Raw genomic sequence first — 17810 nt, 5'->3', positions numbered from 1 at the left:
CAGCGCTTTGCGCCTTCCACCCTGCGAGCTGTCGACTCCCCACCGCTGTCATGCCTCGGCTTGACCGGGGCATCCAGTACGCCGCGGCGTCTCGGCTCCATCACGGCTGTCTCTGGGATACTGGATCGCCCGGTCGAGTCGGGCGATGACACCGATCATGTGGCTCCTCACTGCCCCGCCAGGCGGTCCGCGAAATTGGCGATGCCTTCGCCGCAGGGTGGGCAAAGCGGAGCGTGCCCGCTCATCTTGTGTCATCGAAAGATAACGTGGGCACGGCGCTTTGCGCCTTTGCCCACCCTACGAGCTGTCGCCTCCCCACCGCTGTCATGCCCCGGCTTGACCGGGGCATCCAGTACGCCGCGGCGTCTCGGCTCCATCACGGCTGTCTCTGGGATACTGGATCGCCCGATCGAGCCGGGCGATGACACCCAGTCCGAGGCTCGAGCGCTCCGCCCCACTCGTCGTACGGAGTCACTGCCCCGCGAGACGATCCGCGAAATAGCCGATGGTCTTGCGATACACCACCGCCCTGTTCCACTCGCGCATCGCCTCGAAATTGGCGGTGCCTTCGCCGTAGGGCTGGCCCATCTTGAAGCCGTTGGTGTGGAGCAGGTTCGCGGTCGAGGCGAGCACGTCGGGCACGCTGTGGCGGAGGTCGACATGGCCGTCGCCGTCGAAGTCGACGCCGTACTTGATGTAGGACGACGGCAGGAACTGGGTCTGGCCGATCTCGCCGGCGAAGGCGCCGATGAGGTCGCGCAGCGGCAGGTCGCCGCGCTGCACGATCTTCAGCGCGGCGAGCAGCTCGCCCTGGAACAGATCGGTGCGGCGGCAATCATGCGCCAGCGTCGCCAGCGTGCGGACCACCGGCATCTTGCCGATGTCGCCCTTGCCGAAATCGCTCTCCAGGCCCCAGATCGCGACCAGGATGTAACGCGGCACGCCGAACTGCTGCTCGATGCGCGAGAGCAGCGCGGCGTGGCGCTGCAACAGCGCGCGGCCGCCATTGATCCGGCCGGGGCCGACGCGGGTCGAGACGTACTGCTCGAAGCTCTTGTTGAAGGTGTGGCGCTGGCGGCGGTCGAAAGCAAGCACGGCGCCATCCGGGGTCACGCCGCTGAGCGCCGCATTGGTCACTCCAGCCGAGACGCCGGCCGCCTGGGCCTCCTGCGCCATGGTGGCGACGAACGCGTTGAAGTCGCCGCCGCAGCGCGCGGCCTGCGCCGACCCGCCGGCCAGACACAGGACGGACACGGCGGCGAGAAGCAGTCTCAGCATGTGGAGCAATCCCTTGAAGGAAAATCGTGGCGCGAAGCAGCGCGCGGATCATGCCCGGGAAAGCCGCGAGCGTCAAAGCACCGGGTTTCAAAGCACACGGCTTGATCCGCATCAAACCGTCTCACGCCCTGCTTCCTACATTGAAAGCGAACAGGAGAGCCGCCCAGGAGACGCGTCCATGACCGGAATTACCTTGACCGCCGAGCAGATCCGCAATGCCCCCGCAGCGGTGCGGCAATGGATCGAGCAGGAGGTGATCACTGCGCTCGGCCTTGAGCCCCGTGCGCCCGTGACGATCCCGCCCCAGGCCTCCCACCTCGTCGCCTGCAGCGTGGAGGACGTCGCCGGCGTGCTCGAGCACATCAGGGGCGTGCTTCCGGCCGTGAACGTGCTGCTCGAGCTCGGCCGTCCCGGCATCAGCTTCGGCCAGCCCGCGGTGATGACGTTCCGCCTGATGGATATCCTGCATCACACCCGCCTGCCCGACATCGGCGGGGTCATCACGTGCCTGGAGATGATCAACCAGGCGCTGACGGAGGTGAAGAAGGACCCCTCCGTTCGGTTCTGCGGCTTCGACAATGAAGGCCACTGCCTGATCGCACCGCAGACGCAAGCGAGCATCGCAGCGCTGTGGCAGACCATGATGGAGCGGCAGCAGGCGGCGCAGCAGCGTGCGGCCGTCGGCCGGGCCGCGCCAGCCGCGTGAGGTGAGGCGGCGCGAGTTCCGGGACAATCGGATCGGGAATGATGCGTCGGTTAGAACCGGCAGGACGGCGCGCGAGACTAACGTCTTGCGCCCCCGTCCCCCGCAACCGACAGAGAATGCCGATGTCCGCGCCGCAGACCATCCCGGGAATGCTCGTCCTTGCCGCCCTGCTCTGCCTGCCCGCAATCCCCACCTCCGCGCAGACGCGCGACGTGGCGGGCGCGCGCGACTATCCCGGCATCGGCCGGTTCGCCGGCAGCGTCGTCACCGGCTATGTGGTGAAGGATTTCGACGCGGCGCGGATGCAGGCCGCAAGCTTCAGGGACGGCCAGCCGACCGATGCGCGGCGGCTCGAAGGCCGTATCGTCCGCATCGCCTATCGCACCAGCCCCGGCCCCTCGATCCTAGAGGTGTCGCGCAATTTCGAGACGCAGCTTGCCAAGGCCGGCTTCGAGACCTTGCTGGCCTGCGACACCGACGTCTGCGGCGGCATTCCCTTCACCGAGAGCATCGAGGCGCTGCCGATGCCGCAGATGTGGGTCGACGGTTTCAACTACCGCTACGTCGCCGGCCGCAAGGTCGAGGGCGGACGCGAGACCTATGCCAGCGTCATCGTCAGCCAGAACAACCAGGACGTCACCGCGCAGGTCACCGTCGCCGAGGTCGGCGCCATCGCGAACAAGATGGTCGACGCCGCGGCGATGGCGAAGGGCCTCGGGGAGACCGGCCATATCGCGCTCTACGGCGTCTATTTCGACACCGACAAGGCGGTGCTGAAGCCGGAAAGCCGCCCGACACTGGAGCAGATCGCAAAACTGCTCGCGAGCCAGCCGCAGCTCAGCGTGTTCATCGTCGGTCACACCGACAGCCAGGGCGCCTATGAGTACAATCTCGATCTGTCGAAGCGCCGCGCGGAAGCGGTCGCGGCCGAGCTTGTGAAGAGTTTCCGGATCGTGCCGACACGCCTGCGCACCGCCGGCGTCGGCTTGCTGGCGCCGGTCGGCTCCAACGCGACGGATGCGGGGCGCGCACTGAACCGGCGGGTGGAACTGGTGGCGCCGTGAAACATCGTGTGCGAGTTTGATGCGGGTCAATATCGCGGCACGGACGACGTGAGATGGATGGCTGCGGACATCCTCTCTCTCGTCATTCCCGGGCGCGACAAAGTCCGAGGCAACCGGCCATGCCCGACCATCAGAACAAGCCGACCCGCGCTTTGCTCCGCATCCCGCTGTTCCGCCTGCTCGCCATCAACCTTGCGATCGGCGCCTGTGCGGCGACGATTCTCGTCGGCGGCCTGCTCTGGCTCAATCCCGGACATCTGCGCGAATTGATCTTCGCCGACACTTCGCCCGGCATCGCGCTCGCACTGCTGCTGGCGTCCTTCCTCATCACCTTCGGCTCGGCCGCGATGGGCAGCGCGATCATGGCGCAGGGGCGCAAGGAGGACGGTGGCAAAGGCGGCGGCAAGGACAGCGGACGGGGATCGCGACTCGCCGTGCAGGAGGTGGCGCAGCGCACGCACACGCGTTGAGATATGCGCTGCGACAATGGAGCCGCCCTTGCGCGCGTGGGATCACAGTATCTGCACGCAGGCGGGAAGATATGCAGACTGATGCGCCCTTCCGCACGACGCGCGTCACGCGCTGCGTTGCGCGGGCCTCGCGAACATGAACAAAGTGGTTCGATAATCCAAACAATTACTTCGACGCGTGCGAGAACCGGATATCGCAACCAGCGCATATCTGATGCGCTCGCTGCGACACCAGCGCGCCACGATTTGCCTTGCCATCGCAGGGCGTCTTCTATAGCCTTCTATTTTAGGTTGTCGCCCCGCCAGCCCCGGGCGACACTGAAGACCAAAATAAACGGCGGGCTCCGAGCCCGCCGTTTATTGAGGCAGGGTGTTTTGGCGCCCCGCAGCCCGTTTCCGCAGCCCATTCAATCAGCCGCATCGTGCTCCGCCCGACCGCAGCCAAGGTCGATCGCCGCCAAAGTCATTTGACTGCGGCGCTCCAATCGACGAAAAGCCGGCCATGGCCAAGAAACCCGGAACCAATCCCAAAGGCGAATTTGCCTTCTTCAACGTCGTCTATGAAGACGATTCCCAACGCTCCAACCGCCGCGTCCCCTCCGAGCTGCTCGGCGGCCTCGACGGCGACGAACCCGCGCGCAACTTCATCATGGAGCAGGACCGCGAGATCGCCGAAAAGAGCGGCCGCCCGGCGCTGGAGATCAAGCGGCTCGAGCGGGTCGGGGCGAAGAAGAAGTAGCGGCCACCGCCGCCAACGCGGGCATGGCCGGAGCCGTCTTGCTCGGCCCACGCCGAACCCGCGGTTTGTTGATCAGGCTCACCAGCGTGTAGCTGATGATCAGCAGCAGGAACCACGCACCGAACTTGGCGGGCGAGACCATCGCCCAACCGTGCTGCTGGGACGGATAGAGCCATGTCCGCGTGAAGGTGCCGATATTCTCGGCGAACCAGATGAACGCCGTCACCAGCATAAGTCCGAGCAGCAGCGGCATCGAACGGTCATCGTTCCAGACTCTGAAATAGACCGTCGTGCGCGCGAACAACAGCGCGGCTGCGCCGAACAGAACGAGACGCAGGTCCGGCACATAGTGATGGCTGAAGAAGTTGACGTAGATTGCCACGCTCAGCGCCACCAGCGCCCAGCGCGGTGGATGCCGCTCGAAACGGAAATCGAATAGGCGCCACACGCGGCAGAGATAGCTGCCGATGCATGAATACATGAAGCCGGTGAACAACGGCACGCCGGCGATCCTGAAGAAGCTCGGGTCGGGGTAGATCCAGGAGCCGACCGACGTTTTGAAGATCTCCATCGCCGTGCCGACGACGTGATAGATCAGGATGATTTTCGCCTCGTCCAGCGTCTCCAGCCGCGTCGCGAGCAGCATGATCTGGACCACGATCATGCAGAGAAACAGGAAGTCGTATCGGGCCAGCGGCGCTGCTGCCGGATAGTAGCGCCAGGTCGCGATCATCAGCGCAACCGCGATGCCGCCGAACAGACAGGCCCAGCCCTGCTTGATACCGAAGCGAAGGAATTCATAGGCAAACGCCGTCGCTCGGCGGCGGGCCATGAAGCGACCGAGCCGCCGTTCGCCGACGATGAAGCGACGCAGGGGCGGCCAGATCGCGGCGGCGCTCGGCGGCGTGACGCCGGGTGCAGACGCTTCGGACAGAGGTGGTTGATCGGAGGCATGAAACACGGTCGAGATATGGCGGTGGAGCGCGGTCAAAGCATGACGTTTTCATGCAAGGTTTGAGCAGACCAAACAATGTGGCGGGAACAGCCTGCCTATGAAGCAACGGCTGCTTGCGTGGGGACGCAGGCCTCTCCGCCCGTCATTGCGAGCGCAGCGAGGCAATCCAGAATCCCTCCGCTGAGACGGACTGGATTGCTCCGCTGCGCTCGCAATGACGGAGAGAACGGGATCGAAACAAAAACGGCGGGCTTTCGGCCCGCCGTTTTGCTCTGGATTGGTATTTGCGCTCAGTTGTCGAGGAACGACCGCAGCTTCCGGCTCCTTGACGGATGCTTCAGCTTCCGCAGCGCCTTCGCCTCGATCTGACGGATACGCTCGCGCGTCACGCTGAACTGCTGGCCGACTTCTTCCAGCGTGTGGTCGGTGTTCATGCCGATGCCGAAGCGCATGCGCAGCACGCGCTCTTCGCGCGGGGTGAGCGAGGCGAGGACGCGCGTGGTGGTCTCGCGCAGGTTGGACTGGATCGCGGCGTCGATCGGCAGGATCGCGTTCTTGTCCTCGATGAAATCGCCGAGATGCGAATCCTCTTCGTCACCGACGGGCGTTTCCAGCGACAGCGGCTCCTTGGCGATCTTCAGGACCTTGCGGACCTTCTCCAAGGGCATGCCGAGCTTCTCGGCGAGTTCTTCCGGGGTCGGCTCGCGGCCGATCTCGTTGAGCATCTGCCGGGACGTGCGCACGATCTTGTTGATCGTCTCGATCATGTGCACGGGGATGCGGATGGTGCGGGCCTGGTCCGCAATCGAGCGCGTGATCGCCTGCCGGATCCACCACGTGGCGTAGGTCGAGAACTTGTAGCCGCGGCGATACTCGAACTTGTCGACCGCCTTCATCAGGCCGATGTTGCCTTCCTGGATCAGGTCGAGGAACTGCAGGCCGCGGTTGGTGTACTTCTTCGCGATCGAGATCACGAGACGGAGGTTGGCTTCCACCATCTCCTTCTTGGCCTGGCGGGCTTCGCGCTCGCCCTTCTGCACGGAGTGCACAATCTTGCGGAACTCGATGATCTCGAGGCCCGTGAGCGCGGCGAGCTGATGCACCTCGTGACGGAGGTCCTTGATGCGGTCCTTCTCGTGGTGGACGAAGTTCTTCCAGCCCTTGGCGGACAGCTTCGAGACACGGTTGAGCCAGCGCGGATCGAGCTCCGAGCCGGTGTAGTTGCGCAGGAAGTCCTCGCGCGCGACGCCGTGGCTGTCGGCGAGGCGCATCAGGCGGCCCTCATGCGAGACGAGGCGCTTGTTGATGTCGTAGAGCTGCTCGACCAGTGAATCGATACGCGCCTGGTTGAGGCGCAGCGACTTCACCTCGACGATGATCTCGTCCTTGAGCTTGCGGTACTTGCGCTCCTGGTGCGGCGACAGCGAGGGACCGTGCGAGGTGCTCTCGAGCTGGTTCTGGATGTCCTGCTCTTGCAGCTTGCGCAGCTTCTTGTAGCTCTCGGCGATCTTGTCGAAGATCTCGACGACCTTCGGCTTGAGCTCGGCCTCGATCGCCGCAAGCGACATCTGGTTCTCGAACTCGTCGTCCTCGTCCATGTCGGCTTCGGCCGCGGACTCGGCGGGATCCTTCTCGGCTTCGCCACCGGCGGGCGCCGCGCGGAACGGGGTCGGCGCCGGAGGCGCCGCGGGCGGGGCGACATGCGCGGGCGCGCCGGCGGCAGCGGCAGGCTGGCCGCCCTCGGCGGAGGCTTCACCGTTCTCGCCGGTGGGACCTGCGATCATCGCATTGTTCATGCCGCCCTTGGCGTCGGGGCCGGCATAGGTGGCTTCGAGATCGATGATGTCGCGAAGGAAGATCTTTCCTTCGTTCAGTTCGTCGCGCCAGATGATGATGGCCTGGAAGGTCAGCGGGCTTTCGCAGAGGCCCGCGATCATCGCCTCGCGGCCGGCCTCGATGCGCTTGGCGATCGCGATTTCGCCTTCGCGGGACAACAGCTCGACCGTGCCCATCTCGCGCAGATACATGCGCACGGGATCGTCGGTGCGCTCGCCCGGCTCGCTCTTCTTGACCTCGGTGACGGCCTTCTGGGTGACCTCGACGAGCTCGTTGTCGGTCTCGTCCTCGCCCTCGTCCTTCTCCTCCTCGCCTTCGCTATCGTCGGCTTCGGTGACGTTGATGCCCATGTCCGAGAGCATCGACATGATGTCCTCGATCTGTTCGGGCGAGGTCTGGTCGGACGGCAAGACTTCGTTGAGCTGATCGAAGGTCACGAAGCCGCGCTTCTTGGCCTGCTTGATCATCTTCTTCACCGCCGCGTCGGACAGATCGAGCAACGGCGAGGGCGCGTCCTGGGAATCCTTCTCCGGAGCATCCGCTGCCTTGTCGTCTTTTTCCTTGTCCTTCGCCTGCAGCGTCTTTGCCTTGGTGGCCATCCATTGCTCCTAAACGCGCTTCATGCGAGGCGCTTCGCCGCGCCTGCCTGAATTCACATGAACCTGTTGCCCGACGCTCTCGCTTCGGCAGTTCTCGACACGGAAAGGGCGGCGCACATGTCTCTCGCCACCCCCAACTCTCTCTCGCCGGAATTGCCTAACGCTTCGTCAGCCTCTTTGTCGCAGCGGATGCAGGTGTAGTGCCAACAGCGATTGCGCGGATTCATTCCTGACGCGTCTGTTCTGCCTGCGGCCGCCTCTGGGCCAAAGTGCTACAAGACCGTTAAGCCTCGATTAACCCTGTTTTGTCGCCAAACCTTGGATTTGGCGAGTCTTTTAGCGGTTCCGACTTCGGCCGTCCGCATGATTCTTTCATCACACGCTCTTCTGGAACCGGCCCGACAGCTCGCCAAAACCCTCGATCAGGGCCTCGGTGCCATCGACCTCGGCCAGCCGAGCCTTGATATCACGCAGCCACGTCCAGTCGGCCTCGCTTGGGTTGTCCCCCAAGGCCAGCTCGGCATCCTTCAGCTCTCTAAGTAGTGAATGGTATTGGCGATGCAAGGCAACCAGCTGATGCCAGGTGGCAAGAACGTCGTCCCGCGCCGCGCCCTCGCGTGCGCCAAACACCGCGGCGGTCGTGATGCCGTTCTCAACCCTTTGAAGAACCTGCGAAAATCCTCCCTTTTCGAGATCGCCGCGCATCTTCTCGGCCTGCTCCTCGGGGTCAGGCGAATGGTGATGGTCGTTGGCGAAGGCGGCGATGATGCCGGCCCGGAGCTTGTGGGCCTCGGGATGGGCAAGCTCCAGCGCCGCGACCTCCTCGAGGTGGTCATGCAGCAGCCAGGGGTGGTTGATCAGGCATTGCAGGATCAGGGCCTCCCGGCGGGAGATGGCGCTGCGCTGGCCTTTCATGATCGGACTGGCCGCCAGCTGGGGACTGGCTGCCTGATAGGGGCCTGACGGTAACGGGGTGGGGCCAGGCGGTCCGCGGCGCCCGCCGCCAAATCCGCCGCCAAATCTCTGGCCGCCGAATCGATTCGCGCCTCCCCCGCCGCCAGCCTGGAATGGGCGGCCGCCACCGCCCTGGCCCTGGCGGAAATTGCCACGGCCGCCGAAGCCGCCGCGCCCGCCTTCGGGGGCGAAGGTGCGCTGCAGCCGCTCGACGAATTCGTCGCGGTAATAGCGCCGCACCACCTCGTCGCGGATGCCGTTCGTCAGCTCCTTGATGCGCGCCTCCAGCGCGGCGCGGCGCTCGGGCGTGGCAAAGTTGCCGCCTTCGAGCTCGCGCGACCAGATCATGTCGGCGAGCGGACGGGCAGCACCGATCACCTCCTCGATCGCGCCGCGCCCGCCGGAGCGGGCGAGATCGTCGGGGTCCTGCCCTTCCGGCAGCAGCGCGATACGAAGACTCTTGCCGGGCGCAAGGAACGGCAGCGCGAGATCGGCGGCACGATACGCCGCCTTCTGGCCGGCACGGTCGCCGTCGAAGCAGAGGATCGGCTCGTCCGCCATCTTCCAGAGCAGCCCGAGCTGGCTTTCGGTGAGCGCGGTGCCGAGCGGCGCCACAGTGCCGGGAAAGCCTGCGGTGACCATCGCGATGACGTCGACATAGCCTTCGACCACGATCAGCGCGCTGCCGTCATGGGTGGCTTTGCGCGCGGTCTGGTGGTTGTAGAGATTGTCGCCCTTGTGGAAGAGCGGCGTCTCCGGCGAGTTCAGGTACTTTGCCGGAACGTCCTTCTCCAGCGCGCGCCCGCCGAAGGCGATGACGCGGCCGCGCAAATCCGTGATCGGAAACATCACGCGGTCGCGGAAGCGGTCGTACGGCACGGGGATGTCGTCGCCGCCGATCAACAGGCCGGTCTCGACCATGTCCTGGACGGAAACGCCGAGCTTGCCGAGATGCTCCTTCAACGCGAAGCGATCGGGCGAGGCGTAGCCGAGACGGAACTGCAACTGCGTCGCCGGCGAGATCGCCCGGTCGGCGAGATAGCCGCGCGCTTTCGCGCCCACGCGCGAGGCCAGCGTCTCCGCGAAATAGGTCGCGGCGAGATCCATGACGTCGTGCAGCGTGCGGCGCCGCTGCTCCTGCCGCGCCGCATCCGGCGTCACCGCGGGCAGCGCCAGGCCCGCCATGCTGGCGAGCCGCTCGACGGCTTCCGCGAACGGCAGGCCGTCGGTCTCCATCACGAAATTGATGATGTCGCCGTGCTTGCCGGAGGAGAAGTCGTGGTAAAAACCCTTCTGGTCGTTGACGTAGAAGGACGGGGTCTTCTCCTGCTGGAACGGCGACAGCCCCTTCCACTCCCGCCCCGCCTTCTTCAGCTTGACGCGCTTGCCCACGACTTCGGAGACCGAAAGCCGGGCACGAAGCTCGTCGAGGAACTGGGGCGTGAAGCGCATGGGCTGATTTCTGGGCTGAGTCGGGCGTTATGGCCAACCGGATAGGCATATAGGGACGGCCCCGGGAAATACGAAGCATGTGTGGCTTCTCCCGGCTATTCACAGGCGAAAGTTTCGACGGAGAGCTTGAACCGCGCCCGGTTCCACGCTTCCATAGGTCATGTTCAGGACATTTCGGGGCGGCCAGAGCGGGGGCTGGCGGGTGACCTCGATTGCACCGGTGACGGGCGAGCCCCTGCCCTTCATGCCGGCGCTATCGGTCACCGACAGCGAGGCCATCGCATTACCGCTGGTGCCCTCGCGCAACGCCTGGCGGCTGGTCGGCGTGGCCAGCAGCCTGCGCTACACCGAGCGAGCCGAGAAGGAGCAACTGGTGGCCGTGCAGGCCGGGCTCGGCCGGATGGAGGCAACCAGCGCGGCGCTGATCCCGATCCGCAAGTCGCAGGCCTGGTGGGACCTGACCCAGGAGGAGCGCCGCAGGATCTTCGAGGACAAGTCGCACCACATCGCGAGCAGTCTTCGCTTCCTGCCTGCGATCGCGCGCCAGCTCTATCACTGCCGCGACCTCGGCGAGCCCTTCGATTTCCTCACCTGGTTCGAATTCGCCCCCGCGCACGCCTCGCTCTTCGAGGAGCTGGTGGGGGAATTGCGGCGGACCGAGGAGTGGAGCTACGTCGAGCGCGAAGTCGACGTGCGCGTGGTGAAGGAAGTGCTGTCGGCCTAATGGTCGAGAAAGCGCCCGGACTCGATGCGCGGCAGGTCGGTGACGGGCCAGTTGTAGACATAGGTCCACGCCTTCTCGACGCTGCCGTCAGTGCGCGTCACGTCGACCAGCCGGCGCAGATACTCGGTCGGCTCGGCAAATCCCTCGCCGCACGCCTCGTACATGTCGAGCTCGCCCAGCAGCTCGTCCGGCACGCGCATCTGAAAGAGCTCGCCATGGACGATGTCGGTGGCGGCCTTCGACAGCAGCAATCCCGGATAATGCTTCACCAGGACGAGCCGGCCGCGGCAGGTCGCTTCACCCAGAAAATCCGCGTGCCCCGCGAGCAGCCGCGCCATCGGATGGTCGAAGCCGCGCATCAGGGTGCCGTAGACGAAGAGGCGATCGGAGGTCATGCTGTTCTAACGTTGCGACGTCGGTGCAATCAGGTTACTCGGTTTAGACAATTTATTGTTTCATAGGCAATCAGGATGGACCTGCACATAGCCGAGACGGCCGATCAACTGCTCGGCGAGGGCGATATTCCGCCCGTCCACGAGGTGAATGCGGCAGGCACATCGCCCTTCCTGCTCACCTCCGATCATTACGGGCGGGCGCTGCCGCGCGCGCTCGGCGATCTCGGCATCCCGGAAAGCGAGCTCGTCAGGCACATCGGCTGGGACATCGGCATTGCCGGCGTCGCCGACCGGCTGGCCAAAATGCTCGACGCGCATCTGATCGCGCAGCACTATTCGCGGCTCGTGATCGACTGCAACCGCCCGCCCGTGGCGGCAAGCTCGATCCCCGTCATCTCCGAAGCCACCGCGATCCCGCGCAACGAAGGGATTTCGGACAGGGAGCGCGAGGCGCGGCGCCGCGAGATCTTCGAGCCCTATCATGACCGCATCGATGCCGCGATCGAGGCCCGTCAGAACGACAAGCGGCCGACGGTGCTGGTGTCGCTGCACAGCTTCACGCCCGTCTATGCCGGCGTCGCGCGGCCCTGGCACATCGGCGCGCTGTACAACCGCGACACCGTGCTGCCGCATCTGCTGCTGAAGCATCTGCGGGGCGAAGGCGATCTCGTCGTCGGCGACAACGAGCCCTATGCCGTGAGCGATCTCACCGACTACACCATTCCCGTGCACGGCGAAGGGCGCGGCCTCGTCAACACCGGCATCGAGATCCGGCAGGACCTGATCGCGGACCAGGCCGGCCAGCAGCAATGGGCCGAACGGCTGGCAAGGATCCTCGGCGAGATCGAGGTGGCGCTGCGGACCGAGCTGCCGGTCGACTAGCCGCCGCGCGTTGCGACGAACAGCGCGAGCGCGGCGAAGATCGCAGCGATGCCCCACAGCACCCACGCCATGCGCCCGTCGGCGCGGGCGTCGAGCGTCGCCTCCGCCGGATTGTCGGGATTGACGCGCACCTCGACGGTGGCGCCGTCCTGGTAGCGCGACATCAGCTTTTTCAGCATCTCGTCGGAGGCGTCAGGCGTTTCCGCCGCGACGCGCGCGCATTCGTTGGTGTAGCTGATGTTCTGATAGCGATAGGTGTAGGTCACCCGCTTGCCGAACATCTCGAGGCCGCGCGCCGCGGCCGCCTCGCTGGCCTCGTGATACTCCTCGACGCCCGACAGCTTGATCGTGCCCGGCACGACCGGCCAGCGCGTCGCCATCGACGCCTGCCGCCGCACCGCCCAGGCCATCAACGCGATGACGAGGCCGAACGCGCCAAAGGCGACGACGAGGCCGGCAAGATCGGGACGGCCGATGTGATGGGCGAGATATTGGTAGCTCTGGTTGAGGCCGAACACCGAGCCGAGGATGATGGCGAGCACGATCGCCGTGCCGATGCCGAGGCAGCCCCACAGGCCCTTGGGCAGATCGCGCTCGAGCACGGCCTGATCGGGGTGGCGCGGATTGTAATAGACGGTGACGATGCTGCCGGCCGGATATTTTGCCAGCTTCTCGGCGACCTGGAAATTGCCGAGGTCCTCGCCGATCGAGATGCGATTGCAACGCAGCTTGCGGCCGCCGACGGAATATTCGTAAGTGACGTTCGCGAAATTGCGGCTCTCGGTGCGGTAGCCGTCCTCGCGCTCGTCGTCGGACACCTTGACCTCGCGCACCTCGGCCACTGAGGTGACGACCTTGCCCGCGGCTTGCGGCCAGCCTCGCGCCTCGCGCACCTGCCAGGTCTTGACGATCGCGGCAATCAGGATGAGCGCGAGCGGCGCGAGCAGCATCGCGTAAACCAGCGGCGGTAAATTCGGCACGGCAAGAATCCTTCGTCGGCGGCAATGCCCGATTGGACGCTGTGCCGCCGCGAAGGGTTCAAGCCGGTCCGGCTCGGCCTCGAGGTTATTTCGCCCGGGTCAGCGCCAGCCAGATGCCGCCGCCGATCATGAAGCCGCCGGAGATGCGCGACATCATCCGGGTGCGGCGGGCCGAGAAGAACTTTCGCGCGCGGCCGGCGGCGATGGCATAGAGCGCGTCCGTCATCACGGCGGTGACCATGAAGGTCGCGCCGAGCAGCGCGACCTGCGGAAAGTGCGGCTGGTTCATGTCCATGAACTGCGGAATGAACGCGCCGAAGAACACCAGCACCTTCGGGTTCGACAGCAGCACCAAAAACCCTTGCAGGAAGAAGCCGCCGCGCGGCGGCGGTGGCGGCGAGTCCACCTCGACTCCCTCGACCGGCGCCCAGATCAATTTGATGCCGAGCCAGACCAGATAAGCGGCGCCGGCAAAGCGCACCCAGTCGAACCAATAGCCCATGGTCGCCATCAGCGAGGTCAGGCCGATCGCGACGATGCCGATCACGATGGCGAGACCCGCCTGCGCACCGGCCACGTTGGTGAGCGCCGCACGCGTGCCGTGGCGCAGGCCGTTGGCGATGACGAGCGTGACGATCGGCCCCGGCAGCAGCGCCAGCGCGATGCAGGCGGCGAGGAAGGCGAAATAGGCTTGCATGGACATCATGGGGAGGACTCGGCTGAAGGCGATTTGGAGGTATTAATGCATGGGACGGGCGAGCTGGGAAGTGAGATGAGCAAAAGGTGCGCGCTCAAACGGCAGTGTCATCCTCCGCGGAAGCGGGGGATCCAGTACGCCGCAGCTTCTCCGTATCCCATGAGTGTCTCTGGAATACTGGATCCCCCGCCTTCGCGGGGGATGACAGCCGAGAATGTGGAAGCAATGGACCCACATCGAGACAGACATCGCCCCGCACCTTATCGTCAGTTCTTCGGCAGGCCGGCGGCCGCGCGCGCCGCCCCGGTCAATTCGAGGATGTGCAGGCCGGTATTGGCGCGATCGACGATGTAGATGAAGCCGCGATCGTCGGTCTCGACATTGTTGGTCTGGATCGCGACCTTGCAACGCTCGCCGCCCTCGATCGGGATGCAGCGCTTGTCGGTCGCCTGCGTGATCGACGGAATGAAATAGCCGACTTCCTTCGGATGATAGGGATCGCGGATGTCGAGCGCGCGCACGCCGGCATTGAAGAAGGCGATGAAGGCCATCTTCTTGTAATAGACCGGCGCCATGCTCTCGTTGGACGAATGCGCGCCGAAGCGGCCGCCGCGCTGGCAGAACTGCCCGCTCGCTTCCGGCACGGTGAAGCTCGAGATCATCATCGGCCGCGTCTCGGTGGTGACGTCGGCGAACCACACCATCTGCCTGGCCTCGCCGCATTCGTTGAGGATCGCCTCGTCCACGATCATCACGATGTCGCGGGTCTTGCCGTCCTTGTCCTCGGAAAACTCGGCGATCGGCATGTCGAGCATCGGAAACGTCGTGTGCGCGCCGTTGAAGGCGGACATCGGCAAGCGCGCGATTTCGGGATAGCGCAGATTCTCCGGCGTCGGCTCCTTCGGTCCGCTCAGGAGCTTGTCGCGATCGACGATCTGCAGGATGCCGCCCTTGTTGGTGCCGTAGCCGAAATAGACGCGGTTGCCATCGGGGCCGGTCGAGATCGGCCCGTGCAGTTCGGTCGGCACCGCGCCGGTCGAACCGGGCTCCTGGCCCGGCAGACCGAAGTCACGGATCTTCTGCGGACGCGCGGGATCGGAGAGATCGTACACTTGCGTCATGCGCCGCGTGCGCCAGTCCGGCGCACCCGAGACGAGATAGGCAATGCCGGTGTTGCATTCCCACCAGCTCTTGTGCGTGTCCTTCAAGCCGGCGATGCGGGTGATGAGCACGGGGCTCGCGGGATCGCTGACGTTCCAGATCTCATGCGCCTCGCTGCCGAAGGTCCTGAGCATGTAGACCGCATTGGGATCGCCCTTCGGCAGCGATTTGCCGTCGCAGACCCGCACCATCTGCGCGCCGCCGGATTCGTACTTGCCCTCCTGCCCCGGCAGGTGCCGCAGATATTTCGGCCGCGCGGGATCGGTGACGTCGACGATCGAGGTTCCGTTCGGCTCGGCCTTGCCGGTCATCGGATTGACGGGAGCGGGCACGTCGTCGGTGCCGCCGTGGTGGCCGATATAGGCGATCCAGCGATCGCCCTGGTGATGGATGGTCGGCTGATACGCGCTGCGGGCCTGCAGATCATTGCTGCCGACGAGCTTCATGTTGGACGCTTCGGGCGGCGCGCCGATGGTTTGCTTCTGGGCGTGAACGGCGGTGCTGCACGCGAAAAGAACGAGGGCGGCAGCAAGTGAAACGCGACGGAGCATCAACGTCCTCCCGGAACCAATCTGTGCTGGCTGAGCCTCGACGCTAACACAGCCGAACGCGCGTGCCCAACACATCATCTTGACATGCAACCATTTGGTTGCCTATTATCGCGGCCATGGATGAGGTCTTCAAAGCGCTCGCCGATGCATCACGACGCTCGCTGCTCGACAGGCTTCACGCCAGGAACGGCCAGACGCTGAACGAACTCTGCGAGGGCCTCGCGATGACGCGGCAGGCCGTCACCAAGCACCTTGTGATCCTGGAAGAGGCCAACCTCGTCACGACCATCAAGCATGGCCGCGAGAAGCTGCACTACCTCAATCCGGTGCCGATCCATCAGATCGGCGAGCGCTGGATCAGGAAATTCGAGCGCGGCAAGCTCGCCGCGCTCGGCGAGTTGAAACGTCAGTTGGAGAAGCGCGATGAGTAAGCCTGAGTTCGTCTACGTCACCTACATCGAGACCACGCCGGACAAGCTATGGGAGGCACTGACGTCGAGCGAGTTCACGAGGCAATACTGGTTTGGCGCCGAAGTCCGCTCGGACTGGAAGCTCGGCTCGTCGTTTGCACTGCTGCTCGACGGCGAGGTCACCGATTCCGGCGAAATCCTGGAATCCGATCCGCCGCGGCGACTGTCCTACAGCTTCAAGCACCACAAGTTCGAGGAGCTCCGCGGCGAGCCGATCTCGCGCGTCGTCTTCACCATCGAACCGTTCGGCTCGCTCGTGCGTTTGACCGTGCTGCATGACGGCTTCGCCGAGGGCGGAAAGTATCTTGGCGCTGTCTCCAATGGCTGGCCGGCGATCCTGTCCGGGCTGAAGAGCCTGCTGGAAAGAGACCAGGTGATCGCCATCCCGCGCGCAGCTCTCAACAAGGGATTCGACGCAAAATGAAGCTCGATCAATTCAAGCCGCTGACCGTCTACACCATCTACATCGCCTCGACGCCGGAGAAGGTGTGGGACGCCCTGACCTCGGCCGAGTTCAGCAGGCAATATTTCTTCGGCAACACCGTGGAGGTCGAGCCTCGCCTTGGCGGCGCGTTCATCGTGCGCACGCCGGACGGCGCGATGCACATCAGCGGCGAGGTTCTCGCTTACGATCCGCCGCGAAAGCTCGCGGTCACGTTCAACGTGAACTGGCCTGAGCTGATCGAGAAATTGGGGCCGACCCTCGTGACCTACGAGATCGAACAGGCCGGTGATGCGGTCCGGCTCACGATGAGCGAGGGCCACGACCGGCCGCTCAGCGACGACATCCTCGCCGGTGGCCGCTCGGGCTGGCCCGCGATCCTGTCGAGCCTCAAGAGCCTGCTGGAAACCGGCAAGCCCCTGGCGGTGAAGATGGGCCCGCCGCAGCGCATGCTGGACGCGCTGAAGGCGATGGGGATCAAGACGCCGTAGGCGAGACCGGGTCTGCATCCGCGAACTCGGAATCATAGGGTGGGCAAAGGCGCACTTGCGCCGTGCCCACGGTCGAGCCGATATCGCAACAGGCGCGTGGGCACGCTTCGCTTTGCCCACCCTGCGGCACTGTCGTCCCGGGACGCGCGAAGCCCCGCCTTCGCGGGGGCGACGACCTCACACCGGCGCCACCAGCCGCCGATAAAGATGCCAGGTCGCGTGTCCCAGCACCGGCAGCGTCACGATCAGGCCGAGAAAATAGGGCAGCGCCGACACGATCAGCAGCATCACGATGACGGCGGCCCAGCCGATCATCGGCAACGGGCTGGTGACGACCGCGCGCACGCTCGTCACCATCGCCGTGACGAAATCGACCTCGCGATCGAGCAGCAGCGGAAACGACACCACGGTCAGCGAGAACAGGATCAGCGACAGCACGGCCCCGACCGCATTTCCGATGCCGAGGAACAGCAGGCCCTCATTGGTCGTCAGCACCACCGTCATGAATTCCTGCAGACTGGAGAAGGAGGCGTGCAAGCCGAGCAGCAGCGCGATCAGGAGCCGCACCTGGTACATCCAGACCACGAACACGAACAGCGTGACGAATGCCATCCAGCCGATCTCGCTGCGCGAGCGCACCGCCGACCAGATCGCACCGAAGGACACCGGCTCGCCGCGCTCGCGGCGGCGGCTGACCTCGTAGAGGCCGATCGCCACGAACGGTCCGATCAGCGCAAAGCCTGCCGCGAGGGGGTAGACGAGATAGACCATGCCGAAGGCGGTCAGGCACAGCATGATCGCGATGCCGCCGGCCGCGTAGAGCGCGCCGAAGCAGAGCCCGTAAAGCGGCACCGCCTGGAAATCGCGCAAGCCTTCGACCAGTGCCTCGGCGATGTCAGTCGTCGCGACTGGACGCACCACCGGATCGACCTTGCCCGAGATGGACATCAGCTTCCTCCGCAGA

At 65.1% G+C, this 17810-nt stretch carries 18 protein-coding genes; 9 read left to right on the top strand and 9 right to left on the bottom strand.

From position 1 onward, the window contains the following. Positions 1-471 precede the first annotated feature (471 nt). Positions 472-1278, bottom strand: a complete 807-nt coding sequence (locus CO669_RS02855; protein ID WP_097657656.1) for a lytic murein transglycosylase — start codon at positions 1276-1278, stop codon at positions 472-474. Positions 1279-1456: 178 nt separating this feature from the next. Here CO669_RS02855 and CO669_RS02850 point away from each other — a divergent pair, with 178 nt between their 5' ends. The 4 genes from CO669_RS02850 (at position 1457) to CO669_RS02835 (ending at position 4257) form a co-directional block, all read left to right on the top strand. Beyond that, positions 1457-1984: a hypothetical protein gene (locus CO669_RS02850; protein WP_097657655.1), complete on the top strand. Its 528-nt coding sequence runs from the start codon at positions 1457-1459 to the stop codon at positions 1982-1984. Positions 1985-2100: 116 nt separating this feature from the next. After that, a complete protein-coding gene (locus tag CO669_RS02845) occupies positions 2101-3048 on the top strand; it encodes an OmpA family protein (protein ID WP_097657654.1) in 948 nt (315 codons plus the stop codon). Positions 3049-3167: 119 nt separating this feature from the next. Continuing rightward, positions 3168-3518, top strand: a complete 351-nt coding sequence (locus CO669_RS02840) for a hypothetical protein (protein WP_097657653.1) — start codon at positions 3168-3170, stop codon at positions 3516-3518. 502 nt (positions 3519-4020) lie between these two features. Continuing rightward, positions 4021-4257: a hypothetical protein gene (locus CO669_RS02835; protein WP_097657652.1), complete on the top strand. Its 237-nt coding sequence runs from the start codon at positions 4021-4023 to the stop codon at positions 4255-4257. Here the strand turns inward: CO669_RS02835 and CO669_RS02830 are convergent. The 3 genes from CO669_RS02830 to dnaG form a co-directional block, all read right to left on the bottom strand. Further along, positions 4220-5248: a DUF817 domain-containing protein gene (locus CO669_RS02830; protein ID WP_245444145.1), complete on the bottom strand. Its 1029-nt coding sequence runs from the start codon at positions 5246-5248 to the stop codon at positions 4220-4222. The two genes, CO669_RS02835 and CO669_RS02830, sit on opposite strands and share 38 nt — an antisense overlap. A gap of 254 nt (positions 5249-5502) precedes the next feature. Beyond that, on the bottom strand, positions 5503-7647 hold the full coding sequence (rpoD, locus tag CO669_RS02825) for an RNA polymerase sigma factor RpoD (RefSeq protein WP_097657651.1): 2145 nt from the start codon (positions 7645-7647) through the stop codon (positions 5503-5505). Between the two features lie 375 nt (positions 7648-8022). After that, positions 8023-10053: a DNA primase gene (gene dnaG / locus CO669_RS02820; RefSeq protein ID WP_097657650.1), complete on the bottom strand. Its 2031-nt coding sequence runs from the start codon at positions 10051-10053 to the stop codon at positions 8023-8025. A gap of 160 nt (positions 10054-10213) precedes the next feature. Between dnaG and CO669_RS02815 the strand changes: the two genes are divergently transcribed. After that, a complete protein-coding gene (locus CO669_RS02815; protein ID WP_097657649.1) occupies positions 10214-10777 on the top strand; it encodes a chlorite dismutase family protein in 564 nt (187 codons plus the stop codon). Here the strand turns inward: CO669_RS02815 and CO669_RS02810 are convergent. Next, positions 10774-11172, bottom strand: a complete 399-nt coding sequence (locus CO669_RS02810) for a gamma-glutamylcyclotransferase family protein (protein WP_097657648.1) — start codon at positions 11170-11172, stop codon at positions 10774-10776. The two genes, CO669_RS02815 and CO669_RS02810, sit on opposite strands and share 4 nt — an antisense overlap. Positions 11173-11247: 75 nt before the next feature. Between CO669_RS02810 and CO669_RS02805 the strand changes: the two genes are divergently transcribed. Continuing rightward, a complete protein-coding gene (locus CO669_RS02805) occupies positions 11248-12054 on the top strand; it encodes an N-formylglutamate amidohydrolase (RefSeq protein WP_097657647.1) in 807 nt (268 codons plus the stop codon). Here CO669_RS02805 and CO669_RS02800 read toward each other — a convergent pair. The 3 genes from CO669_RS02800 to CO669_RS02790 all read right to left on the bottom strand — a co-directional run bounded on the left by CO669_RS02800 (position 12051) and on the right by CO669_RS02790 (position 15443). Further along, entirely contained in the window at positions 12051-13034 is a 984-nt protein-coding gene (locus CO669_RS02800) for a DUF3592 domain-containing protein (protein WP_097657646.1), read from the bottom strand. The genes CO669_RS02805 and CO669_RS02800 overlap by 4 nt on opposite strands. Positions 13035-13119: 85 nt before the next feature. After that, positions 13120-13740, bottom strand: a complete 621-nt coding sequence (locus tag CO669_RS02795; protein WP_198963779.1) for a LysE family translocator — start codon at positions 13738-13740, stop codon at positions 13120-13122. Positions 13741-13997: 257 nt separating this feature from the next. Then, positions 13998-15443: an LVIVD repeat-containing protein gene (locus CO669_RS02790; protein WP_097657645.1), complete on the bottom strand. Its 1446-nt coding sequence runs from the start codon at positions 15441-15443 to the stop codon at positions 13998-14000. Positions 15444-15559: 116 nt separating this feature from the next. Between CO669_RS02790 and CO669_RS02785 the strand changes: the two genes are divergently transcribed. Genes CO669_RS02785 through CO669_RS02775 form a run of 3 tightly spaced genes read left to right on the top strand, consistent with a single transcriptional unit; the run spans position 15560 to position 16846 of the window. Then, positions 15560-15874, top strand: coding sequence for an ArsR/SmtB family transcription factor (locus tag CO669_RS02785; RefSeq protein WP_097657644.1), 315 nt, complete (start codon positions 15560-15562; stop codon positions 15872-15874). Further along, a complete protein-coding gene (locus CO669_RS02780; RefSeq protein WP_097657643.1) occupies positions 15867-16337 on the top strand; it encodes an SRPBCC family protein in 471 nt (156 codons plus the stop codon). The genes CO669_RS02785 and CO669_RS02780 overlap by 8 nt, the downstream gene beginning before the upstream one ends. Further along, complete coding sequence (locus CO669_RS02775; RefSeq protein ID WP_097657642.1) at positions 16334-16846, top strand: SRPBCC family protein; 513 nt, start codon at positions 16334-16336, stop codon at positions 16844-16846. Before CO669_RS02780 ends, CO669_RS02775 begins: the two co-directional genes overlap by 4 nt. Positions 16847-17023: 177 nt before the next feature. Here the strand turns inward: CO669_RS02775 and CO669_RS02770 are convergent, their stop codons facing one another. Beyond that, positions 17024-17794, bottom strand: coding sequence for a DUF2189 domain-containing protein (locus CO669_RS02770; RefSeq protein WP_097657965.1), 771 nt, complete (start codon positions 17792-17794; stop codon positions 17024-17026). Positions 17795-17810 lie beyond the last annotated feature (16 nt).

Source organism: Bradyrhizobium sp. Y36 (assembly GCF_002531575.1).
Taxonomy (GTDB): Bacteria; Pseudomonadota; Alphaproteobacteria; order Rhizobiales; family Xanthobacteraceae; genus Bradyrhizobium.
The sequence above is the reverse complement of the archived record's forward strand: the minus strand, read 5'-3'. Positions and strand labels throughout refer to the sequence as shown.